We start from the raw sequence: 26,414 nt of genomic DNA on the forward strand, positions 1-26,414 counted from the left end.
GCCGCCTGGAGAAGAGAACCATGAAGAAAGTCGTCGCCGTGACGGGTTCCAGGGCCTCCGCGGCCCACACCGCGATGGCGGCCGAAGCGCTGGAAGCCACGGCCGACATGCTCGGATACGATATCCGCGTCGAACGCATCGGTCCCGACGGCACGTCCGACCGGCTTTCCGACGTGGAGATCCGCAACGCCGACGTCGTGATCCTGGCGACCGACCAGCCCGACGACCAGGATCGCTTCCAGGGCAAGAGCGTCCGCCGCGCCACCCCCAGCGAAGCGATCCGCCACACCGCGCGCCTGCTGCGCGAGGCCGCCGGGGACCGGGAGCTGCCGAAGGTCGCCGAACTGGCGTCTCCCGGAACCGTGCCGCTTCAACCGACGCCCGTCGCTCCCCGGCGCCACCTCCCAGCCCCCTTCCCGGCCCATCCGGCGACGCGGCCCCTCAGCCTTCCCGGGCAGCACCGCCGTCCGTCGCGGAGACGCCGAAGCGGATCGTCGCGATCACGTCGTGCCCGACGGGCATCGCCCACACCTTCATGGCGGCGGAAGCGCTGAACAAGGCCGCCCGCGCCATGGGACACCAGATCAAGGTGGAGACCCAGGGGTCGGTCGGCGCCGGCAATCCCCTGACGCCGGAGGAGATCGAGGCCGCTGACGTGGTGATCATCGCGGCCGACACGAACGTGGCGCTGGACCGATTCAGCAACAAGCGGGTCTATTCCACATCCACCGGCAGGGCGCTGAAGGGCGGGAAGGAGGTCATCGCGACCGCCTTCGAAAAAGCCGAGATGCCCGGGGACGGCGGAGGTGCGGCAGCCGGCTCCAAGCCCGCCGCCGGCAGGAATCTCGCGGGCGAGGTCGAGCGGCTGAAGGCCGAGCGATCGGCCCAGCGTACCGGACCGTACAAGCACCTGATGACCGGCGTGTCCTACACGATCCCGGTAGTCGTCGCGGGCGGTCTCGCCATCGCGCTGTCCTTCATGTTCGGCATCGACGCGGCGAACGAGGAAGGCTCGCTCGCCGCGGCACTGATGCAGATCGGCGGAGAGGCCGCCTTCGCCCTGATGGTGCCGGTCCTGTCCGGCTACATCGCCTTCTCCATCGCCGACCGCCCCGGCCTCGCGCCGGGCCTGATCGGCGGCATGCTCGCCAGCCAGATCGGCGCAGGCTTCCTGGGCGGGTTGGCTTCGGGATTCCTGGCGGGATACATCGCCTATTACCTCAGAAGCTGGATCAGGCTGCCGCAGAACCTGGAAGGGCTGAAACCGGTGCTGATCATCCCGCTGCTCGCCAGCGTCGCGGTCGGCCTGCTGATGATCTACGTGGTCGGCACGCCGATCGCGGCGATCCTGTCCGGCCTGACCGCATGGCTCAGCGGCATGACCTCGGCCAACGCGGTGTTCCTGGGCCTGCTGCTGGGCGGCATGATGGCGGTGGACATGGGCGGCCCGGTCAACAAGTCGGCCTATACCTTCGCGGTCGGGCTGCTGGCTTCGCAGACCTACCTGCCGATGGCGGCCGTCATGGCGGCCGGCATGACCCCGCCGCTGGGCCTCGCCCTCGCCACCGTGCTGGCGAAGAACCGCTTCACGCCCGACGAGCGGGATGCGGGCAAGGCTGCCGCCGTGCTGGGCATCTCGTTCATCACCGAGGGCGCGATCCCGTTTGCCGCCAAGGACCCGTTGCGGGTGATCCCGCCGGCGATCGTCGGCTCCGCCCTGACCGGTGCGCTCTCCATGCTGTTCGGCTGCATGCTGCGGGCGCCCCACGGCGGCATCTTCGTGCTGGGCATCCCCAACGCGGTGACCAACGTAGGATTCTACGCGCTTGCCATCGTGATCGGGACGGTGGTGACCGCCGGCCTGGTGATCCTGTTCAAGAAGCCGGGAACGGAGGCGACCTTGGGCGCCGAGGCGGCGTAGCCCGTTTCAACGGTCGGGAGTGTGCGACGATCCCCTATTCCGCAGCCGCCCCCGTCGCGACGTTCCCCGTGGCGCCATGCTGCGCGCCGACGTCCGGAGGTGCCATGACCTCCTCGCCGTCGTCCACCTCCACCGTCACGGTGCCGTCGGGCTCCACCCTGGCGGCATAGGTCTTGATGCCGCAGGCGCCGTTGAGAGAGCTTCCCGTTTTCAGGTCGAACATCCAGTCATGCAGGGGACAAACCAGGGCGTGACCGCCCAGCATGCCGTCGGCGAGCGGTCCCGACCGATGCGGGCAGGTTGCTTGCGTCGCGTAGACGCCGCCGTCGCGGGTACGGAAGACGGCGACGCGGCGGTCGCCGAGCTTGAAGGTGCGACCCTCCCCGGCCGGGAGGCCGGTGAGGGGACCCAGGGTGAAGCGGTCTGCCATGGTTCAGCCCTCCGCCGGGACGAGTGAGGTGAACTGGTTGGGAGTGGCGGGGTTCTGGCCTTCCAGCCAGGGATCGCGGTAGGCGTCGATCGACTCCTGCATGGCCTTGTCCAGGCGCTCGCCGATGCCCTCGCTGTCGTCCACGACGATGGATCGCAGCTTGTCCACGCCGATCCGCTCGACATAGCTGTAGGTCCGCTCCTTCCATTTCGCGGTCTCGCGGTAATACTGCATGAAGCGGCCCATGACCTTCATGGCCTCGTCGTGGCTCCCCACCACGCACAGCAGGTCGCCCTTGCGGATATGGGCGCCGGCGGCGCCGCCCACATAGATCTCCCACTTGCCGTCGCCGATCGCGACCGCGCCCACGTCCTTGACATAGGCTTCGGAGCAGTTGCGCGGGCATCCCGCGGTGGCGAGCTTCAGCTTGCCCGGACTGTCGATACCGCGGAAGCGGTTCTCGATCCTGGCCGCCAGCGCCATGCTGTCGCCCAGGCCGAAGCGGCAATAGTCCGTCCCGATGCACGACTTGCAGGTGCGGTAGCTCTTGCCCCAGGCGTGGCCGGCCGGCATGCCCAGGTCCTTCCAGACGCCCGGCAGGTCGTCTCGCGGGACGCCGACCAGATCGATCCGCTGGCCGCCGGTCAGCTTGACCAGGGGGACGTTGTACTTGACCGCCACGTCGGCGATCCGCTTCAGCTCGTCCGGGGTGCAGACGCCACCGGGCATCTCGGGCACGACCGAGAAGGTGCCGTCCTTCTGGATGTTGCCGTGCATGCGGTCGTTGATGAAACGGGCGTCGCGCTCGTCCTCGTACTCGCCCTTCCAGATCGTGGACAGCAGGTTGGCGAGGCCGGGCTTGCTGCCGGGGTCCTCCTTGCCGCCGGCCAGCACCCTGAACACCGACGACACGGACTTCAGGCCGTTGGCGACGATCGCCTCGATCAGATCCTGGGTCGCCAACGGCACGCCCGGCACGTAATAGTGGATCGAGGGATCCTCTTCCGCCTCGCCGCCGCAGTAGAAATCGACCAGCTCGTTGACCAGCCCCTTGCACGAGCCGCAGCCCATGCCGGCCCGCGTCGCCTTCATCACGGCCGACGCCGTACGGGCGCCGCCGGAGACGCAGGCGCCGACGGCCGCCTTGGTCACGCCGTTGCAGTTGCAGACCTGCGCCTCGGCCGGCATCTCCGTCAGGGTCACCTTCTCGGCGGGGGCGCCCAAGTCGAACAGCAGCGACAGCCGCTCGTCAGGCAGGGGCGAGTCCCGGTCGAAGGCCTGCATCAGGTAGGCCGCCTTGCTGATGTCGCCCATCAGGATGCCGCCGACCAGCCTGCCGTCGCGCACGATGAGCTTCTTGTAGGTGCCGCGCTTCGGCTCGGTGAACTGGACGACCTCGTCCCGCTCCTCGGTCGGCTCAGTGATGCCCATGGCCGCGACCTCGACGCCCATCACCTTCAGCTTGGTCGCCAGCTTCGAGCCGTGGTAGGCGGCGTCGCGGTTGCGGCCGGTGACATGGTCGGCGAACACCTTCGCTTGGTCCCACAACGGCGCCACCAGCCCGTAGACCCGGCCCCGGTGCTGGGCGCATTCGCCGACCACGTAGATGCCGGGATCGTCGACCGACCGCATGTGGTTGTCGACCACGATGGCGCGCTCCACCGTCAGGCCGCATCGCATGCCGATCTCGGCATTCGGGCGGATGCCGGCAGAGACGACGACAAGGTCGCACTCGACGCTGGTGCCGTCCTTGAAAGCGAGGCCAGCGATGCCGCGCTCGTCGCCCAGCACGGCTGACGTCGATTTCTGAAGATGGACCTGGATGCCCATGGCCTCCATGGCCGCCTTCAGCATTGCCCCGGCCGGAGCGTCCAGCTGCTGCTCCATCAGGTGCTTGCCGATATGGATCACGTGGACCTGGCAGCCGTGGTTGATCAGGCCGCGCGCCGCCTCCAGCCCCAGCAGGCCGCCGCCGATCACCGCCGCCTGCCGACTCTTCCTGGCCTCGGCGACGATGCCGTCGCAGTCGTCCAGCGTGCGGAAGGCGAAGACGCCGTCGCGCAGCTTTCCGCCCGGACCGGTCAATCCCTCGACCGGCGGCACGAAGGCGCGGCTGCCGGTGGCGACCAGCAGGTAATCGTACGGCACGTGGATGCCGGCTTCCGACCGCACCGTCTTGGCCGAGCGGTCGATGTCGGTGACCGGCGACCCCGCATGCAGGGCGATGCCGTTGTCGCGGTACCAGTCCAGCGGGTTCATGACGATGTCGGCCGGGTCCTGGCTGCCGTTCAGCACGTTGGACAGCAGGATGCGGTTGTAGTTTCCGTAGGGTTCGTCGCCGAACATCGTGATGTCGAAAAGGCCGGCGCCGCCGCGGGCGAGCACTTCCTCCACGGCGCGGGCGCCCGCCATGCCGTTGCCGATGACGACCAGTTTACGCTTGCCCATGGCTCTCTCCAGGAAAGATGGCAGCAAAGGGAGAAACCGTCAGATCTCGATCAGGCCGATATCGAGCACCAGCGTGCCGGACTTGCCCTCGGGCGCCGCGAGGAAAACCTCCACCTTGGTCTCCGGAAACAGGTCCTCGACCACGGCCAGCGGCACATGGACGCCCTTCTTGGCGCCGATGGGGAAATAGCGCATCGGCGCGCCGTCCTTGGTGAGCACCAGATAGACGAGTTCATCCAGCGAGTTGCCGGCGCGCAGGTAGATCAGCTGGGCGCGCTTGTCCGCAGGCACCGTGTAGGCCAGCGCCGCGTCGAGCTCCGCCGGGCGGGACAGCCCGCGCCCTTCGAAATCGAACACGCCGTTGAGGAAGCGGGGCGTCGAATCCATCATGTCCGGTTTCTCCCGTGGTTCAGTAAGGTGTGAGGGCCGGTTTCAATGCTTCAGGGGCGCGTCGGCCGGCTCCAGGCGGACGGCGCAGACCTTGAACTCCGGTATGCGCGAGACGGGGTCGAGGGCGGCATTGGTCAGCAGGTTGGCGCATCCCCCGCCACCCCAGTGGAAGGGAACGAACAGCGTGTCCATCCGGATGGTCGAGACGAGGCGGGCCTTTACCACGGCGTTGCCCCGCCGGGTGACCAGCCGAACCCTGTCGGCGTTCCGGATGCCGAAGCTGCGGGCCATCTCGGGGTGGATTTCGACGAAGGGCTCCGGCTCCGCCTCCAGAAGGGCGGGCACCCGGCGTGTCTGGGCGCCGGACTGGTACTGCGACAGCACCCGGCCGGTGGTCAGGTAAAGCGGGTAATGCTGGTCGGGCTCCTCGTCCGGGGGACGGTGGTTGACCGGGTTGAAGCGCGCCCTTCCGTCGGGCGTCGGAAAACGGTCGAGGAACAGGCGGGGCGATCCGGCATGACCGGCGGTGACGTCGGGGCATGGCCAGAAGACGCCCTGCTCCGCCGCGACCCGGTCCCAGGTGATGCCGGAATAGTCCGCGAGGCCGCCGGCGCTCGCCCGGCGAAGCTCCTCGAAGGCCTCACGGGCGTCTTCGGTGAAGTGAGCGCCGCGGCCCAGCCGGTCGGCCAGAGCCTTGATCACCTGGAGGTCGGTGCGGACGCCGTCGGGAGCCGGCTTGGCGCGGCGCCGGAGCTGGACCCGGCCCTCCAGGTTGGTCATGGTCCCTTCCTCCTCCGCCCACTGGGTGATGGGAAAGACGACGTCGGCCATCTCGGCGGTCTCGGACAGGAACATGTCGGACACCACGAGCAGGTCGAGCGCCCGGAGGCCCTGCTGGACCCGGACCGCGTCCGGTGCCGAGACGGCGATGTTGGAGGCCAGCACCAGCAGGACGCGGATGCCGGGCTTGTCCGGCTCCTCCCGGCCGAGCGCGGCCAGAAGCTCGCAGGCGGACAGTCCGGGACCGGGCAGCGAGCTTTCCTCGACGCCCCAAACCGCGGCGGCATGTGCCCGGTGCTCCGGGTTGTCGAGCCTGCGGTATCCCGGAAGCTGGTCGGCCTTCTGGCCGTGCTCGCGCCCGCCCTGGCCATTGCCCTGGCCGGTCAGGGTGCCGAAGCCGCAGAAGGGCGTGCCGACCTTGCCCAGCGCCAATGCCAGATTCAAGAAGGACAGCACGTTGTCGACTCCGGTGCTCTGCTGCTCCGGCCCGCGGGCGGTCAGCACCATCGCGGTCTTCGCGGTTCCCAGCATGCGGGCGGCTTCGACAATGCGGTCGGCGGGGATGCCGGTGATGCGCTCCACCCGGTCAGGCCAATAGGACGCCACGGTGCGCCGGACCTCCTCGAACCCGGCGGTCCGCCGTTCGATGAAGTCGAGGTCAAGGTATCCTTGCCGGATCACGGAGTTCAGCAGGCCGTTGCCGAGCGCGCCGTCGGTTCCCGGGGTTATCTGGAGATGCAGGTCCGACAGGGCGGCCGTGGGCGTGACGCGCGGATCCACGACGATCAGGCGCCCGCCGCGGCGCCTCTGCTCCTCGAAATACTGCATCATGACGGGCAGCGACTCCGCCGGGTTGCCGCCGACCAGAAGGATCGCCTCCGCTTTCTCGATGTCCTCCATCGGGAACGGCAGGCCGCGGTCGATGCCCAACGCCTTCATCCCGGCCGCGGCGGCGGACGCCATGCAGAAGCGGCCGTTGTAGTCGATGTTGGGGGTGCGGAGCGCCACGCGGGCGAACTTGCCCAGCATGTAGGACTTCTCGTTGGTCAACCCGCCGCCGCCGAAGACGCCTATGGCGGCCGGCCCGTGCTCCCGCTGGGTCCGGCGGATCGCGTCGGTGACCCGGTCCAGCGCCTCGTCCCAGGAGGCCCGGCGCAGGGGTCCGCCCTTGCGGTCGCGCATCAGCGGCGCGGTCAGCCGGTCGGGCGCCGACAGCAGCTCGGCGGCCGTCCAGCCCTTGCGGCACAGGCCACCCCGGTTGGTCGGAAAATCGCGGGAGGTCACGGTGAACCGTGACTCCTCGCCGGAACCTTCCCGAACCAGGGTCATGCCGCACTGGACGGCGCAGTATGGACAATGCGTGTCCGTGCGGGCGCCCGCGTGGGTCTCCGTCATGCCGTCAGACCTTGGCGGCGGTCATGTGGGCCGCACCCCAGGTCGTGCGCCATCGCTTCTTGACCCCGGACAGGCCGAGCAACGCCACGACGGCGAGCAGCGCGAATACCAGGAAGCCCGCCTGGTAGGTGCCGAACCACTGCTTCGACAGACCCAGGCTGGACGCCAGGTAGAAGCCGCCGATGCCACCGGACATGCCGACCAGGCCGGTCATGACGCCGATCTCCCGCCGGAAACGCTGCGGGACCAGCTGGAATACGGCGCCGTTGCCCATGCCCAGCGCCTGCATGGCGCAACCGAAGGCGACCAGGGCGAACCAGGCGTTGGGCAGGCCGACGCTGACGATGATCAGGAAGGCCGCCGCGATGGCGTACATGATGCTGAGCGACCGGATGCCGCCGATCCGGTCCGCGAGGTAGCCCCCCACCGGCCTCATTGCCGAGCCGAGGAAGACGCAGGCGGCCGTGAAATAGCCGGCCTCCACGGCGCCCAGCCCGTAGAGGTCGTTGAAATAGATGGTCAGGGAGGACGCCAGGCCGACGAAACCGCCGAAGGTCACGCTGTAGAAGAACATGAACCACCAGGCGTCGCCCTCCCGGAGCACCGCCAGGTATTCCTTCAGTGACTTGGGCGGCGGAGCGTCCGGGCTGTCCTTCGCCATGACGATGAAGGCGACGAAAGCGATGCCGAGGGGAATGAGGGCCAGCCCGAAGACGCTGTTCCAGCCGTACCAGACGGCCAGCGTCGGCGCGAACAGGGCCGCGAACACCGTGCCGGAATTGCCGGCCCCGGCGATGCCCAGCGCGGTTCCCTGGTGCTCGGGCGGATACCAGCGCGATGCCAGCGGCAGGGCCACCGCGAAGGAGGCTCCGGCGACGCCCAGGAAGACCGCCAGCAGCATCACCTGCCAGAGGGCCGACAGGCCGACTGCCCACGCGACGGCGAGCGCGCCGATCACCAGGATCTGGCCGATGATTCCGGTCAGCTTCGGGCCGATGCGGTCGACCATCAGCCCGAGGACGACGCGCAGCAACGCTCCGGCGAGTACGGGAGTGGCGACCATCAGGCCCTTCTGGGCAGGACTGAGCGCAAGGGTTTCGGAGATTTGGACGCCGAGCGGTCCCAGAAGTACCCACACCATGAAGCTGACATCGAAGTACAGGAACGCGGCGAACAGGGTAGGTGGGTGACCCGCCTTCCAAAAATTAGATTGCATGGAGCTCCTTTCCCCGTATTTCTCTGCGGCCATGAACTAACTCAGCCGAGAAAAACATAAAATTATTCATGTATCCTTGCTATTTTGTCTTGTTCTGATCCAGAGAACTTCCTGGCAATTCATATGCCAGTCTCCCGGTTGACATCATGTCGGGGCGTTTTACAGGGAAAGGTCTATGACTTCGGCAATGGGATGGGGTTCACCCAGACTCAAGGATGGGGTGCTTGTGATCTTCCGACTTATGGTAACCGTTCGAAACGAAGCGACGCCGGACAGCGAAGGCCATCCGGCGTCGGTCGTTGGATCGAAACAAGGCATCCTCTGAAGACGATACTGCCTGTTGACTGCTCAACCTGCCGTCTTCATGACACCCTGAACAAAACTTGGGCGCCTGCTTCCGTCCTCAGCCCTGCGGTCCGGGGGATTTCGGCACCGTGGTCGCCGGAGGGGTCAGGTCGGGATCGTCTCGGCTGGCATCGTCGCTGTCGGGTGCGATATCCGCGATCGCATCGTGATCCAGCCGCTTCGCCTCCTCCACCAGTTCGATCCCCTCGCCTGTCTTGCCGGCCTTCGCCTTCCGCATGCCTTCGACGGCCATCTCTCGGGCTTGGTCCTGATTGTCCTCGGCCATGGGCCGTCTCCTTGATGATGCTGGTGAAAAATCCGGGTGAGGCATCTGGAACGGAGTTGCGGTCGTGCTCGTTCCCACCACTTGCAACGTGATGCCGGCCATCGAACAAGATGCTGCACCGCACCAGCATGTTCGCTACAGTAACATTGATGAAAATCGGGGAAAGCCGTCGATCATGCAGGAGCATCCGTTCGCCGAATTCACCAGAGCCTTGGGCAAGGGGCCGAAGCTGTTCCGGGACCTGGAGGAGCATGAGGCCGAGACGGCCATGGCGATGGTCCTGCGCGGCGAGGTCGATCCCATCCAGCTCGGCGCCTTCCTGCTGTTGCTGAGACGCAAGGGGGAGACGGGTGCCGAGCTTGCCGGCTTTGTCCGGGCGGCGAAGTCGGTGCTCGCCCGGCCGGACGATCCGATCGTTCCCGACCTGGACTGGCCCTCCTACGCCGACCGCCACCGGCAGCAGCCCTGGTTCGTCCTGTCAGCGCTGCTGCTGGCATCGCAGGGCATCAAGGTGCTGATGCACGGCATCGACGGCGGGTCCGAAGGCTACGCGCCGACGCCGGCAGCGCTCACCCGGCTCGGCATCCATCCCTGCGCATCGCTGACCGAGGCCGCGGCCAACCTGCGGACGAGCAATTTCGCCTATATCAGGCTGCAGGATTTCTGCCCCGACCTGGAGCGGCTGTTCCAGCTCCGGCCACTGCTGGGCGTCCGGACCGCGGTCAACACCTTCGCCCGCGACATCAACCCGCTGGACGCCCCGGCCCAGATCCAGAGCGTCTTCCACCCGCCCTACCGCCCGCTGCACCAGGAGATCGCGATCCGCCTGGGCCAGCCCCGCGCCGCCATCTTCAAAGGCGTGGGCGGCGAAGCCCAGCGCTCGCCCTTGAAGGAGTGCGTGGTCGCGACCGTCGAGGACGGCCAGGCCGCGGAGGAGTTCTGGGCGCCCCGGCTCGGGGAACGGATGGAGACGACGTACCAGTGGCGCGCCGAGGATCTGGACCCCCGCCATCCCGCCCTGCTATGGGCGGGGGAGCTGGACAACCCGGTCGCCGAACAGGCGGTCATCGCGACCGCGGCCGTGGGCCTGAAAGCCGTGGGCCGCGCCGCATCCATCGAGGAGGCCGAGGCCATGGCCGAGCGGCTGTGGCGGTCGCGCTCCCCGGGCCGGTTCCGCACCTGACGGGGCGCAGTTTCAATCGGCATGGATGATGCTCGCTCCCGCAGTGTTCAGATCCGGTTCGGCATCGCTTCCGAACCGGGCCGGCGCCCACGGAACGAGGACTATGCCGGACTTTATCATGGGACGGGGCTCCAGCGCATCCGGCAGGGGATCGTCGCGGCGGTGGCCGACGGCGTCGGCGGCGCCAAGGGGGGCCGGGTCGCGGCGGAACTGGCGGTCAGGACCTTCATCGACGGCTACTATGCCCAGCCGGAGACGGTAGGCGTTCCTCACGCCGCGGCATCGTCGATCGATGCCTTCAACCGCTGGATACACCAGCTCGGCCGAACGGACGCGACGCTGGAGAACGCATCCTGCACCTTCACGTCGCTGATCCTGCTCGGCCGGAAGGTGCACGTGCTCCATGTCGGCGATAGCCGCGCCTACCGCCTGAGCGGCGACGAACTGGTGCGCCTGACCGAGGACCACACGCTCAAGCACCCCGACCTCAGGCATGTGCTTTTCCGGGCGGTCGGCATCGAGCCGTCGGTCCGGCTGGACCATGCGGTCGAGGCGCTGAGGCCGCACGATCGTTTCCTCGTGTGCTCGGACGGCGTGCACGGCACGTTGGGCGACCGCCGCATCCGCGACCTGCTGATCCGGCGCCTTGCGCCGGAGGAGACCGCCCGGGAAATCGTGAACGCGGCTTTCCAGGCCGGCAGCGCCGACAACATCACGGCCATGGTGATCGACGTCATCAGCCTGCCTCCGGCGGAGCACGCCGACCTGGAGCCGGCGATCACCGCCCTGCCGATCCGCGATCCGGCGCCCAGGGCCGGAGACACGGTCGACGGCTTCCGGCTGGAATGCGTGCTGTCGGACGGGCGCTACAGCCGCCTGTTCAAGGCCGCCGACACGGCCGGCGGCGACCGCACGGTCGTTGTGAAGTTTCCCCAGCCCACCGTCGCGGCGGATGCCACCCATCACTCGGCCTTCCTGCGGGAGGCGTGGGTGGCGGCGCGCATCCACAGCCCCTGGATCGGCGAGGTGATGGAGGTGCCGCCGGAGCGCCAGACCTGTCTCTATTCGGTCATGCCGTTCTACGAGGGCGAGACGCTGGAACAGCGGCTGAGCCGCAAGCCGCGCCTGAACTTGCGCGACGGCGTCGAGATCGCGATCAAGCTGTGCAAGGCGGTCGCGACGCTCCACCGCGCCGGCATCGTCCACCGCGACATCAAGCCGGACAACGTGATTCTGGAATCGGGAGGCGGGCTCCGCCTGATCGACCTGGGCGTGGTGCGCCTCCCCCGGGTCGAGGACTTCCCGGCCGCCGACATTCCCGGCACGCCCAGCTACATGGCGCCGGAGCTTTTCGGCGGCCAGGGCGGAGACGAGCTGAGCGATGTCTATGCATTGGGAGTCACCGTTTATCGGGCCTTCGGCGACCATTGTCCCTATGGCGAGATCGAACCGTTCAGCCGTCCCCGCTACGGCAAGCCGGTTCCCCTGTCGCGCTATCGCCCCGACCTTCCCGGCTGGCTCGACGCCGTGCTGGAGCGCGCGGTGGCGGTCGAGCGCCGGGACCGCATCGCCGATGCCATCGAGCTTGCCTCGGAGCTGGAGAGCGGCCTGGCGCGCGGCGGACCCGTGAGCCTGCGGAAGCCGCCGCTCTATGACCGCGATCCCGTGCGGTTCTGGCAGGTGGTCTCGCTGATCCTGGGATTGACACTGCTGTTTTCATCCCTCTAGACAGGGTCAACACGAGGAAACAGCTACCCGGAGCAGGACCGATGTCCTTCGTAACCGCCGCCGGACGGCGCCTGGACACACGCCGGATCGAGCCGCGGGATGCCGACCGGCCGGTGCTGGTCTTCCTGCACGAGGGGCTCGGGTCCATCGAGCTGTGGCGGGACTTCCCCGAGCGGGTAGCGGAAGCGACCGGCTGCGGTGCGCTGGTCTATTCGCGCTATGGCTATGGCCGGTCCGAGCGGCTGGAGGGCAGCCGGAACCCGGACTATCTCCATATCGAGGCCCTGGAAGCCCTGCCGCAGGTGCTGGATGCTTTCGGCATCCGCGAACCGGTTCTGATCGGGCACAGCGACGGCGCGTCGATCGCGCTGATCCTGGCCGGATCCGGCCTGCGTCCGGTTCGCGGCGCGGTGGTCATGGCGCCTCACGTCTTCGTCGAGGACATCACCATCGCAGGGATCGAGGAGGTCAGGACGGCCTACCGGGAGACCGACCTGGCAAAACGCCTCGGCCGCTACCACGACGATCCCGACGGCGTGTTCAGGGGCTGGAACGATGCCTGGCTGAACCCGGCGTTCCGGTCCTGGAACATCGAGGGGTTCCTGCCCGGCATCCGCTGTCCGCTGCTCGCCGTCCAGGGCATCGGGGACGAGTACGCGACCTTGGCCCAGATCGACGCGATCGAGCGGCAGACCGGCGGCCGGTTCGAGAGGCTGGACCTGCCCGACTGCCGCCACACGCCGCACCGCGACCAGCCGCAGCGGACGCTGGACGCTCTCAGGCGCTTCGTCGAGACGCTCTGATGGCGCCAAGCCCGCTCACGCCGTGACCAGCGGCCCCGACTTCTCTTGAGCCTGCTCAGGATTGGAAGGAGCGCCGGAAGCCGAGACCTCCTCGCTCTTCAGGACGAAGCGCCAGGGCTGGCCGGTAGGCTGGGTGACCATCAACGCGGGGTGAAGGTCGATGATCCTCTCCACCAGGATCCGCAGATTGCCGCACCCGAACCAGGAACGATCGCCCCAGGTGTTGACCTGCCTGACGATGCTGACCAGGTCGAGCCCCGTCAGGGTTCCCTTCCCCGTCACTTCCCCAAGCACCCGATCCGCGACCTCCCGGATCAGGGTGGAAAACTCGATGCCGGCGGGGGAGGATGGGGAAGCCGCGCCGGCAGCGCCCCTGCCACCCGGCTGCAGTTCGCCCCAGGTCGCCCCGGTCAGCCAGATCGCGAAGAGGGCGTGGTCGCGGTCGCTCAGCGTCAACTGCGCGTTGGCGCAGGTCTCGACGGCGTTCCGCATGAAGAAACGGGCGATGGCGCCGGGATCCGCTTCGTCCTCGGTGAAGTTGAAGTCCGACATGGCCAACCCGGTCACCACGTAGGAGATCGCAGCCTTGTCCACATCGAGGCCGCCATCCGCGCAGATCGCGGAGACCTGGCTTTCGAGGGCCAACTGGTCCTGATAGGGCTCCCGTTCCAGGGCATCGCCGATGGCGCGGAACAGCTTGGCGTAGGTATCCGCCGGCAGGGGCGGCATGTCGGTTATCGAGGCGATCCGGCCGATGAAATCCCGGAGTTCCTCCGCCTCCGTCTCGGTCGGCTGGTTGGCGGCGTCGGGTGCCGCCGGCGGCCTGTGCCGGGTGCGGTCGAAGGCATAACCGGTGCCGGTGACGTCGATGCCGATATCCGGGCCGCCATTGGCGACGATCAGCGCCTTCAGGGTACCGTGCCCCGCCCATTGGCGCTGTTCCTTGACCCAGTGGCCCATGGTGCGGGTGACGGTCTGCCCCAGGGCGGCCAGGGCCACCGGCCTGTCCGATGCGCGAAGCTCGGCGCGTACGGCAGCCATGATGCGGCTCTTCAAGGCCGCGTCGTCCAGCCCCGCCAAGTCCGATCCGGCGGCGGGTGATCCGGCGCCCTTCCATTCCACCCGCCAGTCGGCCTCGCCGATGGTCCTCAACTCCAGGCCGGGCAGCAGGATGCAGAGATGTTCGACCAGCGAGCGCAAGTTGCCGAAGCCGAACCAGGAACTGTTGGTGAACTGGGGGAACCTGCGCAACACTTCATGCACGTCCCGGCTTGCGACCGGCCCGCTGGAGCGCGCCTGGTCGGCCAGCGCTCCCGCCACGCCGGGGAGCAGTGCCCCATAGCCGTCGCGGCCACCGGCGGCCGGCGCCATCGAGGTCGGGGACGGGAAGACGGCCCGCGCCTCTATCCCCAGAGCCTCCTCGACGAAGATGTTCTGATCTATCACGGAGTCGCAGGCCGCCCGGTACGCCGCCGCGGAGAACCGGCTGCTCCAAATGGCCGTGCGCCGGTCATGGGCGCGCAGCCTCAGCAGCACCGGAGTGAAATCGGCGTCCGCGGACAGGATGATGAATTCGTCGATCCGGGTCGTGTGGGTCAGGGTATCCAGGATATCCATCACCATCACGATATCGGCACTGTTCTTGCCGCGCGACGTGACGGGCGGGCAGTCGATGACCGAAAACGCGTTCCTGCTGAAATAGGCCCGATAGTTGCCGAAGCCGGTCGCGGTCGGGTTCAGGTAGCAGCGGCGGATCAGGATCGCACGACGCGCCGGTTGAGGATTTCCCTCGTAAGCCCCGCTTTCGAGCCATCTGAGCCAGCGAAGCGGATCGGTCGCGAAACGCTCGGCCGACTGTGGATTCACATTCAGAAGGTTGATGTAGACATTATCGAAATCGACGAAAACAGCTGTCTTTATGCGATTGGTATCCTGCAAAACGCCTGCTCCCCATTTTGCCGCCGCCCGTCCATGCCAAGGCAACGGCCCGTCCCGGTTCCTGATGAGAATCGGCCAACCGCGAGTTTCCAGGGATTTAGCTTAATAATCCGTAATCAGTCCAGCCCTACTGCCTGATACGCTTTCCGATTGCAAAAAAAGCCGATTGGACCATTCACACCCGGCGTCAGCGCCTCGGCATTCTTTTGGGGGCCAAACACAGGTCGGTTTTCGCCTGGGGCGAATGTCGGCTTGTGAAGTCTCGACCGGTTCATGTCGATGCCGCAGGCGAAATAATATTATGGTTAACGTTTAATCAACCAATCTCGCCCCATAGTGTCCGGGCGCCACACTCGGTGCGGTTCTTCCTTGTAGACTTGAGCCCCGCGCGTCGTCCGCTGCGGGGCTCTTTTTTCTAGGGCGTCACGCGATGCCGTTCCAGGACCGCTCGCGAGGCGGGACCTGCCAGATGTCCAGGAAGCTCCAGACCATGTTCACCGTCTCGCCGTCGTCCGACAGTGGGAATAGGCTGTCTGTCAGCCTGACGACGAGTTTGCTCTGCCCGACATAGGGACGATCGGTAAGCAGGGGCCGGCCGGTGGTCGCGACATACTCATAATCGACCCATCCCTTGTTGCCCGGGACGAGGAACGGCAGTTCGGAGAAACGGATCCCGCGGAGATTCCTGGACGTGATCTTGTCGATCGCCGTGCCCAGCAGCCTGAAGCGGAAATCCAGCGGATCGCGCAGCACATCGACCAGCGCGGTGGACGACAGGAGGCGCGGGATCTCCACCGGATCGATGTCGGCCCGGGACGGCATGCGGCGGTCGCCGCGTTTGGTCATCCAATAGGTCCAGGCTTCCGCGACGAGAGGCGACGAGACTGACGGAAAGCCCTCGATACTGCTCCTGGCATACTCTGCCCAGACACCGATCAAACGTCACCTCAGCTTAACGCGGATTGGTCCGGCATTTTTCTTTGAAACACTACAAATAAATATATTTGCAGCACAAGATATTGTCCGGCCCTAACACGATGTTGACGGGTCAAGAACCTTGAATGCTCCTCCGTCGGCACTATGACCGCAATCACAGCCATGGCTCCTTGCCGATGAAATGAATCGCTCCATTGTCTCGACTCGCCACGAATCGGAAATTCGATTGTTGAGTCAGGACCGGATCAAGCGGGAGACGATACATGTGCGGTCAAACGACTGAAACGGCAGCACTCCGGACGATCAGGACATTGACGGTCGTACTGGCGTGCTCCTTCGGTTATGCGGCGGGCGCCGTGGAGCAGGCGGCGATAGGAACTCCCTGGCCGACGGCGGTCCGGGCCGACGTCGCCGAGGCCCCGCCCCCGCGCCAGACATACATTCCGGCCGCTGCCGCCCTGCCCCAGGCCGGCCCTCCGAAGCGTATCGAAAAGCTCCTCTGAGCCGCAGACCAGCACTCCGGTCAACTCAGATCATACCATACCTCATGCTCCCGGCATATCGTACCGACCCCGCCGCGTGAGACGGCGCCGTGAGAATATTCGCGGATGACGGTACGGCATGTGACCGCGGTGTTCCGCGCGCCATCGCCTTTCGACGTTTCGGCGGCCCCGATCGAAACGACGCCGCTGGCACCCGTCGCCTGGTTGCTCCACGCCAGCTTCGACCCGGCGGGTTCCTGCACCAGTTTCAGCAGGGCGGCGGCTTCGTAAGGCCGATCCTCGTCGGGCACCAGGGCGGTCGCGGCACGCGTCGCCTCGCTCGCGGCATAGGCGGCGTCGACCTGGACCTGCGCTTCCTGCGCGGCCACCAGCTTGTCGTGGGCCGACACCGCGCCGTCGGCCATGGCCGGCAGGCCGGTGACCATCAGGGTGCCGCCGGTCGCCATCGCGATCATCATCCGCCGGGCGACGGCAGGTCCATTTTCGGCGGCGATCTCGGCCAGGGCTTCCCGCACGAGATCCGGCGGTCGAGGTCCGGTGACGGTTCCGGACGCCAGGGTTGTCAAAGGGACGCCGACGGTGTCGAGCGGCCTCTCGCCGGTCGCCATGGCTTCCGCATACTGCGCGGCCGCATCGTCGAACAGTGCGGCGATGCCCGTCCGCTCGGCCACCCGGTCGAACACGCCCGTCCTCTGCACGGTGGAATAAGCGTGATCAGAGATTTGCTCGACGGCACAGCCGGACATCAGCAGCGCGCCCGCAAGTGCCGCTCCGGCCAGCGACCGGAGCGGGGATCTGGACGGGGAACGCCTGGAAACCAAGAACTCTGAACCGGTAACGGTCTTCACGGTCGCATCCTGTCGCATCCACCTGTCGGAAGGGCCGTGACGTGTATCACATAACCGGCTAACGGATGGTTCCGCTCACCCTCCACTTGCCTTGTCTAAGCGATCGATCGACGCGGGATCAAGTGTCAGCCGTGCGGCCGCGGTCAGGTCCCTCAATTGTTCCAGGCTGGTCGCGCTGACGATCGGCGCCGTCAGGCCGGGACGCGCGATCAGCCAAGCCAGCGCCACCTGGGAAGGATTGGCATCGAGCTTGGCCGCGACCTCGTCCAGTGCCGCCAGGATCGCGTGGCCCCGGTCGTTCAGGTACTTCCTGACGACGCCCTCGCCGCGCGGGCTCTTCCCGGCATCCTCGGGCGAGCGGTACTTGCCGGACAGGAAACCGCTGGCCAGCGAGTAGTAGGAGATGACGCCGAGCTGGTTCTCGCGGCAGATGCCCTCCAGTTCGGCCTCGTATCCGGCGCGGTCGAACAGATTGTACTCCGGCTGCAGGGATTCATAACGGGCGAGGCCGGGTCGGCCGCCGACCTCCAACGCCTGGCGCAGCCGCGCCGGGCTGAGGTTGGAGGCGCCGACCGCCCTCACCTTGCCCTGGTCGATCAGTTGCTGGTAGGCCGCCAGGGTGTCCTCGAACGGCGTCTCCGGATCGTCCCAGTGGGATTGGTACAGGTCGATATGATCGGTTTGAAGCCGGCGCAGGGAATCTTCGACGGCATTCCGGATATAAGCCGGCGCCAGTCCTTTCTTGCCCTGTCCCATTTCCGACCCGACCTTGGTCGCGATCACCAGCTTGTCCCGGTCGGTGCGGCCCTTCAGCCAATTTCCGATGATCGTTTCCGACTCGCCGCCCTTGTTGCCCGGGACCCAGGTCGAATAGGAATCGGCCGTGTCGATGAAATCGAAGCCCTGGTCGACGAAGGCGTCGAGCAGCCGGTGGGAAGTCGCCTCGTCGATCGTCCAGCCGAACACGTTGCCGCCGAAGCAGAGCGGGACGACCGTCAGGCCGGACCGGCCAAGCTGCCGCTTTTCCATGTCATCAATCCCCGGTGTCGGTGAAACATGCGCGGAACGCTGAAGGCGGTCCCGAAGACCGCCGTCAGCGCCCCGCCATCATATCCAGCGAACACCAAGCCGGGAGAGACGTTCCGTTGCCGGAACATCCGTCCGATCAGGCATCGGCTGCCGAGAAGATCGATTTCTTGATGATCGCATGGACGCCCCAGTTGCCGTCTACAACTTGCGTGATGCCGAAATCGACCCCGAGCGACATGAGGGAAATCGCCTCGTCCTCGGTCAGCCCCTTCGCGTTCATCAGGAACTGGCGCATCTTGCGGAAGGCGTCGCGCATGGCGAGATCCACCGACGACTTCTCATAGATCACCGACTGGGCATTGGCGCCGAGCTGCTCCAGGTAGTTCGGATAGCTGAAGCCGTGCATGACCCAATCCTCCGCCGTCTCCAGCATGGGATAGTCCAGCCCTTCCAGGGCGGTGCCGGCAAGATCGGCGGCCTTGTGCAGGATGAACTGGAACGTTCCGGTGAAGGAACACTCGATAGCCGTGCCGCACAGTTCCGAATCGCCCTGGGAGGCGTGCGGGTCCCCGGCGGAGAACAGGGCGCCCGGCACCGCGACCGGATAATACATGGTGGCGCCCTTGCCGAGCCGCCAATTGTCCATGTTGCCGCCGAAGTAGCCGGGCGGCACGGAATCTACCATCTCGACTTCCTTCGGGGCGACCGCGAGCACGCCGAAATGCGGGCGCACGGGGATGCGGATGCCCTTCAGTACGTCGAAGTTCTTCTCGATCGTGGAATGGTCGACCGGAACGCCGGGATAATCGATCTTGCTGTGGACGACGCCGAACGGATCGGTCTGCGGCGTCCAGCGGAAATTATAGACGGCCTTGGCCCAGTTCCGTTCCCCTCGCGCATCGATCTCGTAGATCGTCACGACCTCCCGCTCCTTGGGCTCGGTCAGCAGGTCCTTGTAGTGATAGCCCCACCATGCGGCGGCATTGACGCCGAAAGCACGGCCGGCGAACTCCGGGTTCGCGCTGGGCCGCGGCTTCATGTCGACGATCCGGACCTCCAGCACGTCGCCGGGCTCGGCGCCCCGGATCGCCACCGGGCCCGTGCAGATATGGACGCCGAACCCTTCGCCGGCCCCGCGGCCGTGGATCGAAGCATCCATCGGACCGGCGCCCCGCCGATCGATGTTCTTCTTCTCCCGGGTCCAGTGAAAGACGCTTTCGGCGCCCGGATCGCCCGTCACCATGCGCTCGGCATCGTCGTTGGCATGGTGGGTCAGGGTCTCGATCGTGACGTAGTCGCCGGGCGAGATCTCGACACGGGGCTTCAGGCTCTTGCTGAAATAGCCCCAGTGGACCGTGTCGGCCGTGGCCGGCAGGTAGTGGTGGCTGATCCGCCCCGGCTGCTGCGCCTGGGCCGCCGCCGCCATCGCGGGCGTGACGAGGGACAGGCCGCCGGCCCCCAGGACGCCGGCACCGCCCGCGGCGGCGAAGGCGCTCTTCAGGAAAGTCCGGCGCTCGTGATCCATGGTGTTGAGAAACTCTCGCCGATGCTCCTCGAAATCCGGGCAGTTCCGGTCGTCACCCTGGCACATTCTCTTGCTTCTCCGTTCTGGTCCAGGCCCAGGATGCGCGCGGGCCTGCGATGCGCTTGTGCGCATATTATCGTATGCAAGTCGCGGACCTGCCGCAGAAGCGCCGCGATGTCGGCCGGCAGGCGGCACTCTGCCTGTCAAAACAGCATGTCGACCAGCATCGGAGCACGATTTGGATCATCGCTCCGCTCGCGATACCGCGTCGTTCAGGCGCGTTGACACCCCAATCCGTATGGATTAACACTTTAGATATAGGGGCTGCGTAGGTGATGTCTTTGGGACGTGACACCGTCGCTTCCACGGCTTGCAGCAACTCAACGCCCCAATGAGAAGTACCGGGATTCAAGCGACATGAAAATCATGCAGATTATGCTGAGCCGTGCAAATGGCGGCGCTGAGATGCATTTTGCCGATACGGTGATGGCGCTGCATAGATACGGCGTTGATCAAGTAGTCATCGCCAATCCCCTCTCCGATCGTTACGAAGCGTTGAAATCCGCTGGTTTGAGATTCGCACTGTCACACGGCTGGCAGGCCAAGTCCTTTCTACCGCGCTGGTACATCAGGCGGGCGATCGCATGCGAAAAACCCGATATCATACAGTGCTGGATGCGGCGAGCGGCGACGATGACTCCGATCACCACCATCCCGACAATCGGGTGGTTCGGTGGTTATTATGATCCCGCCAACTTTGCCGCGTGCAAGTACTTCATCGGCGTCACTCCAGGAATAGTGGACCATATGGTCGCCAAGGGAATACCTCCGGCGCGGGCGCACTACGTCAATACCTTTTCCAGCGCGAACGACCAAGCACCAGCTTCACGGGCGGAAATCGGCACGCCCGAAGACGTTCCGGTTCTGCTTACGCTATCCCGCCTCCATATCAAGAAAGGCATCGACATCGCCATAAAGGCGCTGGCCTCCATCCCCGACTGCCACCTGTGGATAGCGGGCGACGGGCCACTGGACGCTGAACTCAGTTCCCTGGCTCAGAGCATAGGGGTAGGCGGCAGGGTCAAGTTTCTGGGGTGGCGCTCCGATCGCGGCGCACTCCTGCGCGCGGCGGACATCTGCCTGCTGCCATCCCGGTACGAACCGTTCGGGACGGTCATTCTTGAAGCTTGGCAGAACCGCAAGCCAATCATTTCCGCCATGTCGGCCGGCCCCCGCGAGACGATACGCCACGATGAAGACGGTCTCATGGTGCCCATCGATGACGTGGGAGCCCTGGCCGACAGCATCCGCCGGATCCTGACCGATCCGGAACTTGCCGACCGGCTCGCCTCCAGGGGAAACGCTCGATACCACGGCCAATTCACCGAGGAAAGGACCGTCGGGCGTTTGCTGAACATATATGAGCAAATCCAGTCAGCAAAGCCTATGGGCGTGATGCCGGAACTGGAAGCGGTCGGAGGTTCGTGAAGGTGCGTATGCTCGAAGTCTTCAGCATATCGGATCATCGAACTCCCGAAGTCGTCAGGCAAACCTTGGCTCCCTTGACGGTCGGGTTTCTGGCTCCACTGAATCCAATTGTAAAACTCGAGTTTCTGCTTCGCCAGGCTCGGGTCAGATCGCAATGGCTTCCGGTTTCAGCACAGGTCACGAAAGGTGAAGTTATCGTTAATACTTATAACGATGAAACTGAAGACATGACAGACACCTTCTATGGCCTACATGTCGAGCTGAGCTACTGGGCGAAGGGCATCAACAATCTGCGCATCATTGACGAGTATAGAGTAGTTTACTGGAAAGACTTTCATATCCCGGAAAAAATACGATCACGTCATCCCGTGGGATCAAATCTAACGATTTGGCTTAATCCAAAATTCGATGAGGAGTTTTTCACCGACATCCTCGGGTATTGAGAAAGCCCATCACACCATGAAAATCCTCTTCATCGGATGGAATCGCATGGGCGACGGAGTGATGTCGTTATGCGTGATCCAGGAGTTGATCAAACTGTATCCCAATGCCTCGATCACGCTTCTCTGCGGTCCGCTGGCCTACGAGGTGATGCGGACGATCCCATGCCTTGACAGGTGCGAGATCGTCCATAAGAAACCTTGGAAGAGGCACTGGCTCGAAATCTTATGGTTCGTCGAGCAGCATCGATGGGACCTTGTCGTTGACCTGAAGAACACCATCGTCAGTCGCCTGACCTTTTCCCGCAGGAAGCTGATTTTCCGGCCACAGACCGATCAATCCTCGGTTCATGACGATCTGGCTCGCATGGTCGGAACCGCCAGGTTGCCCTTCCCGAAGCTGTGGATCGACGAGGAGGCCGCCCAGTTCGCCACGCGACTTCTCCTGGGCCAGGACCGTATCGTGACATTCGGACTTGGTGCCGCCAGGAACAACAAGATATGGCCAATACAGAACTACATCGCTCTGGCCAACCTGCTTATAGACTATTGCAGCCATGGCAGTCCGATCAAGTTCATGGTGGTGGGCAGCAGGGATGAATTGGATCTGGCCGAAAAGCTCCGCCAGGGAATACCGCCGGGCAGATTGATCAATCTGATCGCGAATACCGAAACCGACAGCATCATGACGCAGGCCGCCTGCATTTCCCATTCAATGCTTTATGTCGGCAACGATTCAGGCTTCATGCATGTCGCCGCAGCGGTGGAAGTCCCCACGGTGGGGATATTCGGTCCAACGGATTCACGGGTTTACGGCCCTTTCGGACCGTCCGCGGCGGCTGTCACCGCAGATGGTGCCAACGGTCCCGTCGATATCGGGACGGTATCGGTCGAAGCCGTGTTCCAGGCCGCACGGAAACTGGTCGAGCAGCGGAAGCTGGTCGAGCAGCGGAAGCTGGTCGAGCAGCGGAAGCTGGTCGAGCAGCGGGAACCGGCCCCGGGCACGACCGCCACCGCGGTCTCCCGCCAGTCGCCTTGATCGCCGTCTGCTGGGAAGGGGCGGCAGAATGATGGATAGTCATCGCAATATCGCGATCCTGCTGCCCCATGCGGAGCGTTTCGCGCCGGCACATGCCGGGGCGATTTCCCTGTGCGTCCGTGATGCCTTGGCGCACAGCCGTTTCGTGGACGACATCACCGTTTATGGCAGGCCGGTCGATACGCCTTTCGCCGGCTTCCACTTCCAACCGCTTCAGCCGGTCGGCGCATGGTTTCGGGGGAGAAACAGGGGTTTGGCCGAAGCATTCCGGATACTGGCGCGGGATCGGCCGGTCGGGATGGTGGAGGTGCATAACAGACCGCAGGTCTTCGATTATCTCGCCCGGCGCGATCGCAGGCTGAAACTGGCCCTGCATCTTCACAATGACCCGACCGACATGGCCGGACTGCGGATGCCGGCGGAACGTGAGGCACTTCTGCGACGCGCCTCCGCGATCTACTGCGTCAGCGACTATGTCCGCCGCCGTTTTCTCCAGGGGATAAGCGACCCCGGCGATAAGGTGCACGTCGTCTACAATGGCATAGACAGGTCCTGGGCTGAGCCGCCGGATAAACTGCCGCTGGTTCTCTTCGCCGGCCGGATCGTCCCGGAGAAGGGCGCGCACCTGTTCATCGAGGCTGTCGAGCGGGTCCTTCCAAAGTTTCCGGAATGGCGGGCAGTCCTGCTCGGAGGGCGACGGCACGGCGATCCGGAAAGCGGGAACAGCTATGAGACCGATGTCCGCCGCCGCGCCGCCGCGATGGCCCCCTGTGTCGACTTCCTAGGATTCCGTCCGCACGACGAGGTGATGCTCCTGATGTCGAAGGCCGCCATCGTCATGGTTCCCTCGATCTGGCCCGAGCCCCTTTCCCGAGCAGCCGTCGAGGCCCTCGCCGCAGGTTCGGCGCTGATCGCAACCGACCGCGGCGGCCTTCCCGAAGTGGCCCGGAGCCGCGGCCTCGTGGTCAATCAGGCGACCGGATCGGCCCTGGCGGAGGCGCTTGAGAGCGTGATAGCGGGGCAGGACCTCCGATCGCGCCTGCAAGCGGCGGCCTGGGCGGACTATCCCTTCGACATCGCCAACCTGTCGCGGCACCAGGACGACCTGCGGGAGATCGTCCTGATGAGATGACCGTCCCGCATCTCGCCGCTCCGATAAGCGCCGACCGATTTCATCGGCCCCATTCTTGCGCAGACAATTTTTCCGGAACTTCATGAATGTCGATTTCCCGTCTCTCCGCGGCGCGTGCGCTTACGTATTCGATACCGCTGCTTTTCCTCGTCGGACGGATGCCGGCCGATCTCGCCGTCATTGTGACCGGCATCCTGTTCCTGATCGATCGGGCTCTTGCACGGGATTGGAGCTGGGTATCCACGCCTTGGTTGATGTTCGGCCTCATGTTGTGGACTTGGCTGATGGCGATGACGCCGCTCTCCATCGACCCCATGAACTCCCTTGACCGAACGCTGGGATGGGGACGGTATCTGCTGTTCGCGGCCGCCTTGCAGCACTGGGTCCTGACAATGCGCCATGCCCGCGTGAAGTTGCTTTGGTCGACGGCCTCAGCCATGTCCATCGTCATCCTGGTGGCGTTCTACGAGTTCCTGCCGAGATTCGCCGGACACGAGATCGTCGACGAGATGCGGCTGATGGGGCCGTTTTCCGACCCGGTCGTCGGAACATATCTGCAGAAGCTGGCTTGCCCGGTGATCGGAGGAATGCTGGGCTGGGCCTTCACCAGGGGCGACGCCAGAAGCTTCGGGCTGGTCGGCGGGGCAGTCGCGATCCTGGGTGTCGCGATCTTCCTGAGCGGAGAGCGGATGCCAACCCTTCTCTTTGTTTTCGGCTTGGTCCTTTTCGGCTTCTTCCTGCCCGAAGTGAGGCGCCTCCTCTGGATCGTCTCGCTCGGGCTAGTCATCCTGGTCCTCGGAGTTGCTTTGTTCAACGAAACCATGATGACGTGGATGTTCAACCGCAGCTTCGCGCAGATCATGAACCTCGGCAATTCCGATTACGGGCAGATCTGGCGGACCAGCTTGGCGATATGGCTGGACCACCCCTTGTCCGGCGTCGGGCTTCGGAATTACCGTGTGGCTTGCGCCGACGCCGCGTACGATCTGTACGGACCCAATCATTGCCAACTACATCCCCACAACATCTACCTGGAGTGGCTGGTCGAAGGCGGGATCATCGGACTGACCGGATTCCTCATCCTGCTCGGGCTGGTTTTTCGCCCCGCTGCAAAGACATCCTTCGCTGCACTTTCCACCTTCGACCGTTGCCTCGCCATCGGCGCACTGGCCGGCGTCATCACTTTCGTATGGCCCCTGGCAAGCAGCCAAAGCGCTTTCAGCAACTGGAACGGTGTTCTCCTATGGCTGGCGATAGGATGGCTCGTCGCCGTCACGGACCCACGCAGCGCCTCGACCGATCCAGTCGGCCGGCCGTCTCTCCAGTGTTGACGATTGAGCGCCAGACGCCAACTAATCGCCATGCTCCTGCGCTCACCCCCCTCTTCCATGCCCTTCATTGGGCCCTTCATTGGGCCCTTCATTGGCAAGGTCCTGTTTCTGGCCGCGCTTGCCGGACTCATCACCCATGCCGCTCCCCACGCAACCGCGCAGGCGGCCCGTCCGCTGGACCGGGCGATGCTCGACCAAGTGCTCGCACAGGCCGCCGACCTGCCGACCCTCCGCTCGCTGATCGTGGCCCGCGACGGTGTCCCGATCATGGAGCATGTCTTCAACGGACCTGACCTGGACCGCCCGGTGAACGTGAAGTCGCTGTCGAAGACCGTGATCGCGGCGCTGGCCGGGATCGCGATCGACCGCGGCGTCTTCGAAGGGGTCGATCAGCCGATCGTCGAGATCCTGGGGAACCGCGTCCCCGCCAGCGCCGACCCGCGGCTGGCGCAGGTGACCATCGACCACCTGCTGGCGATGCGTTCCGGGCTGGAACGGACATCCGGTCCCTTCTATGGCCGCTGGGTGAGCAGCCGCGACTGGGTGAGTTTCGCCCTGGCGCGCCCCTTCGTCGACGAACCCGGCGGCGGAATGCTCTATTCGACCGGCAATTCGCATATCCTGTCCGCCGCCTTGACCCGCGCGGCCGGGCGAAGCACCCTGGCCCTGGCGCGGGACTGGCTCGGCGGGCCGCTGGGCATCGAGGTGCCGGCATGGCAACGCGATCCACAGGGCACCTATTTCGGCGGAAACAACATGCTGCTGTCGCCCCGCGCCCTGTTCCGCTTCGGTGAGCTTTACCGGAACGGCGGCGTGGTGGATGGCCGCCGCGTCCTGTCGGAAGCCTGGATCCGCGCCTCCTGGACCCCGCAGGCCCGCTCGGTCCATACCGGGGACAGCTACGGCTATGGCTGGTTCATCCGGGAGATGAAGGGGCATACGGTCCACTATGCCTGGGGCTATGGCGGGCAGATGCTGTACGTGGTCCCGGACCTCGGGATGACGGTTGTCATGACCTCGGATCCGGACTCTCCGTCGGGCCGGACCGGCTATGTCCGCGACCTCCACGCCCTGATGGCCGACGGGATCATTCCGGCTGCGCAATAACCTGGGCGGACCGGCTGCCCGAACGTTCGGATGCCCTCTCCCCGGTTTTTCCCGGCGAATGCCCCGATTCCGGTCTGGTTGTACTGGTCAGATACTCCAACAATGATAGATATGGTTAACCGGGATACGGTCGGCGGTGCCCGGCAGGGATGACCGCGCGGTCCGGCCCATAG

The 26,414-nt window shown here is 65.4% G+C and carries 23 protein-coding genes; 12 read left to right on the top strand and 11 right to left on the bottom strand.

Features of this window, described 5'->3' with window-relative positions; all coding sequences use genetic code 11:
• The first annotated feature begins 20 nt into the window (after positions 1-20).
• Both DPR14_RS15835 and DPR14_RS15840 read left to right on the top strand, forming a co-directional pair.
• Complete coding sequence (locus DPR14_RS15835) at positions 21-554, top strand: PTS fructose transporter subunit IIB (RefSeq protein ID WP_158046007.1); 534 nt, start codon at positions 21-23, stop codon at positions 552-554.
• On the top strand, positions 536-1,921 hold the full coding sequence (locus DPR14_RS15840) for a fructose-specific PTS transporter subunit EIIC (RefSeq protein ID WP_158046008.1): 1,386 nt from the start codon (positions 536-538) through the stop codon (positions 1,919-1,921). Before DPR14_RS15835 ends, DPR14_RS15840 begins: the two co-directional genes overlap by 19 nt.
• A 34-nt stretch (positions 1,922-1,955) precedes the next feature.
• On the opposite strand, the gene DPR14_RS15845 is transcribed toward DPR14_RS15840, so the two are convergent.
• From DPR14_RS15845 to DPR14_RS15865, 6 genes are all read right to left on the bottom strand, one after another.
• Complete coding sequence (locus tag DPR14_RS15845) at positions 1,956-2,351, bottom strand: Rieske (2Fe-2S) protein (protein WP_158046009.1); 396 nt, start codon at positions 2,349-2,351, stop codon at positions 1,956-1,958.
• Between the two features lie 3 nt (positions 2,352-2,354).
• Positions 2,355-4,799 carry a nitrite reductase large subunit NirB gene (nirB, locus tag DPR14_RS15850; protein ID WP_158046010.1) on the bottom strand — a complete coding sequence of 815 codons (2,445 nt, stop codon included), beginning with the start codon at positions 4,797-4,799 and terminating at the stop codon, positions 2,355-2,357.
• A 39-nt stretch (positions 4,800-4,838) separates the two neighbouring features.
• The gene (locus DPR14_RS27460; protein WP_211103786.1) at positions 4,839-5,189 is read right to left on the bottom strand and encodes a hypothetical protein; all 351 of its coding nucleotides are present in this window, start codon (positions 5,187-5,189) and stop codon (positions 4,839-4,841) included.
• Positions 5,190-5,231: 42 nt separating this feature from the next.
• Positions 5,232-7,364 (bottom strand): molybdopterin oxidoreductase family protein, encoded by a 2,133-nt coding sequence (locus DPR14_RS28730; protein WP_192498968.1) that lies wholly within the window; start codon positions 7,362-7,364, stop codon positions 5,232-5,234.
• A gap of 4 nt (positions 7,365-7,368) precedes the next feature.
• Positions 7,369-8,580 (bottom strand): nitrate/nitrite transporter, encoded by a 1,212-nt coding sequence (locus tag DPR14_RS15860; RefSeq protein ID WP_158046011.1) that lies wholly within the window; start codon positions 8,578-8,580, stop codon positions 7,369-7,371.
• A 403-nt stretch (positions 8,581-8,983) separates the two neighbouring features.
• On the bottom strand, positions 8,984-9,211 hold the full coding sequence (locus DPR14_RS15865; RefSeq protein ID WP_158046012.1) for a hypothetical protein: 228 nt from the start codon (positions 9,209-9,211) through the stop codon (positions 8,984-8,986).
• Positions 9,212-9,386: 175 nt separating this feature from the next.
• Here DPR14_RS15865 and DPR14_RS15870 point away from each other — a divergent pair, with 175 nt between their 5' ends.
• From DPR14_RS15870 to DPR14_RS15880, 3 genes are read left to right on the top strand one after another with little or no spacing between them, the layout of a single operon-like run.
• Entirely contained in the window at positions 9,387-10,394 is a 1,008-nt protein-coding gene (locus tag DPR14_RS15870) for a glycosyl transferase family protein (protein ID WP_192498969.1), read from the top strand.
• A gap of 21 nt (positions 10,395-10,415) precedes the next feature.
• Positions 10,416-12,122 (top strand): bifunctional protein-serine/threonine kinase/phosphatase, encoded by a 1,707-nt coding sequence (locus tag DPR14_RS15875; RefSeq protein ID WP_158046014.1) that lies wholly within the window; start codon positions 10,416-10,418, stop codon positions 12,120-12,122.
• Positions 12,123-12,163: 41 nt separating this feature from the next.
• Positions 12,164-12,925 carry an alpha/beta fold hydrolase gene (locus tag DPR14_RS15880; protein ID WP_158046015.1) on the top strand — a complete coding sequence of 254 codons (762 nt, stop codon included), beginning with the start codon at positions 12,164-12,166 and terminating at the stop codon, positions 12,923-12,925.
• 15 nt (positions 12,926-12,940) lie between these two features.
• Here DPR14_RS15880 and DPR14_RS15885 read toward each other — a convergent pair whose 3' ends face one another.
• Both DPR14_RS15885 and DPR14_RS15890 read right to left on the bottom strand, forming a co-directional pair.
• On the bottom strand, positions 12,941-14,863 hold the full coding sequence (locus DPR14_RS15885; RefSeq protein WP_192498970.1) for an NYN domain-containing protein: 1,923 nt from the start codon (positions 14,861-14,863) through the stop codon (positions 12,941-12,943).
• A 423-nt stretch (positions 14,864-15,286) separates the two neighbouring features.
• Positions 15,287-15,709, bottom strand: a complete 423-nt coding sequence (locus tag DPR14_RS15890) for a PAS domain-containing protein (protein ID WP_158046017.1) — start codon at positions 15,707-15,709, stop codon at positions 15,287-15,289.
• A gap of 353 nt (positions 15,710-16,062) precedes the next feature.
• Between DPR14_RS15890 and DPR14_RS15895 the strand changes: the two genes are divergently transcribed.
• Positions 16,063-16,302 carry a hypothetical protein gene (locus DPR14_RS15895; RefSeq protein WP_158046018.1) on the top strand — a complete coding sequence of 80 codons (240 nt, stop codon included), beginning with the start codon at positions 16,063-16,065 and terminating at the stop codon, positions 16,300-16,302.
• A 20-nt stretch (positions 16,303-16,322) separates the two neighbouring features.
• On the opposite strand, the gene DPR14_RS15900 is transcribed toward DPR14_RS15895, so the two are convergent.
• The 3 genes from DPR14_RS15900 to DPR14_RS15910 all read right to left on the bottom strand — a co-directional run bounded on the left by DPR14_RS15900 (position 16,323) and on the right by DPR14_RS15910 (position 19,770).
• Complete coding sequence (locus tag DPR14_RS15900) at positions 16,323-16,985, bottom strand: hypothetical protein (protein ID WP_158046019.1); 663 nt, start codon at positions 16,983-16,985, stop codon at positions 16,323-16,325.
• 240 nt (positions 16,986-17,225) lie between these two features.
• Complete coding sequence (locus tag DPR14_RS15905; protein WP_158046020.1) at positions 17,226-18,179, bottom strand: aldo/keto reductase; 954 nt, start codon at positions 18,177-18,179, stop codon at positions 17,226-17,228.
• A gap of 136 nt (positions 18,180-18,315) precedes the next feature.
• Entirely contained in the window at positions 18,316-19,770 is a 1,455-nt protein-coding gene (locus DPR14_RS15910) for an acetamidase/formamidase family protein (RefSeq protein ID WP_158046021.1), read from the bottom strand.
• 351 nt (positions 19,771-20,121) lie between these two features.
• On the opposite strand from DPR14_RS15910, the gene DPR14_RS15915 reads away from it, so the two are divergent.
• The 6 genes from DPR14_RS15915 to DPR14_RS15940 all read left to right on the top strand — a co-directional run bounded on the left by DPR14_RS15915 (position 20,122) and on the right by DPR14_RS15940 (position 26,241).
• Entirely contained in the window at positions 20,122-21,192 is a 1,071-nt protein-coding gene (locus tag DPR14_RS15915) for a glycosyltransferase (protein ID WP_158046022.1), read from the top strand.
• Between the two features lie 8 nt (positions 21,193-21,200).
• Positions 21,201-21,635, top strand: a complete 435-nt coding sequence (locus DPR14_RS15920; protein ID WP_158046023.1) for a hypothetical protein — start codon at positions 21,201-21,203, stop codon at positions 21,633-21,635.
• 16 nt (positions 21,636-21,651) lie between these two features.
• A complete protein-coding gene (locus DPR14_RS15925; protein ID WP_192498971.1) occupies positions 21,652-22,671 on the top strand; it encodes a glycosyltransferase family 9 protein in 1,020 nt (339 codons plus the stop codon).
• Positions 22,672-22,699: 28 nt separating this feature from the next.
• Positions 22,700-23,803 (top strand): glycosyltransferase family 4 protein, encoded by a 1,104-nt coding sequence (locus tag DPR14_RS15930; protein WP_158046025.1) that lies wholly within the window; start codon positions 22,700-22,702, stop codon positions 23,801-23,803.
• Between the two features lie 86 nt (positions 23,804-23,889).
• On the top strand, positions 23,890-25,134 hold the full coding sequence (locus DPR14_RS15935) for an O-antigen ligase family protein (protein ID WP_158046026.1): 1,245 nt from the start codon (positions 23,890-23,892) through the stop codon (positions 25,132-25,134).
• 186 nt (positions 25,135-25,320) lie between these two features.
• On the top strand, positions 25,321-26,241 hold the full coding sequence (locus DPR14_RS15940) for a serine hydrolase domain-containing protein (RefSeq protein WP_246148217.1): 921 nt from the start codon (positions 25,321-25,323) through the stop codon (positions 26,239-26,241).
• Positions 26,242-26,414: the final 173 nt, after the last annotated feature.

This window comes from Skermanella pratensis (assembly GCF_008843145.1).
GTDB classification, from domain to species: Bacteria; Pseudomonadota; Alphaproteobacteria; order Azospirillales; family Azospirillaceae; genus Skermanella; species Skermanella pratensis.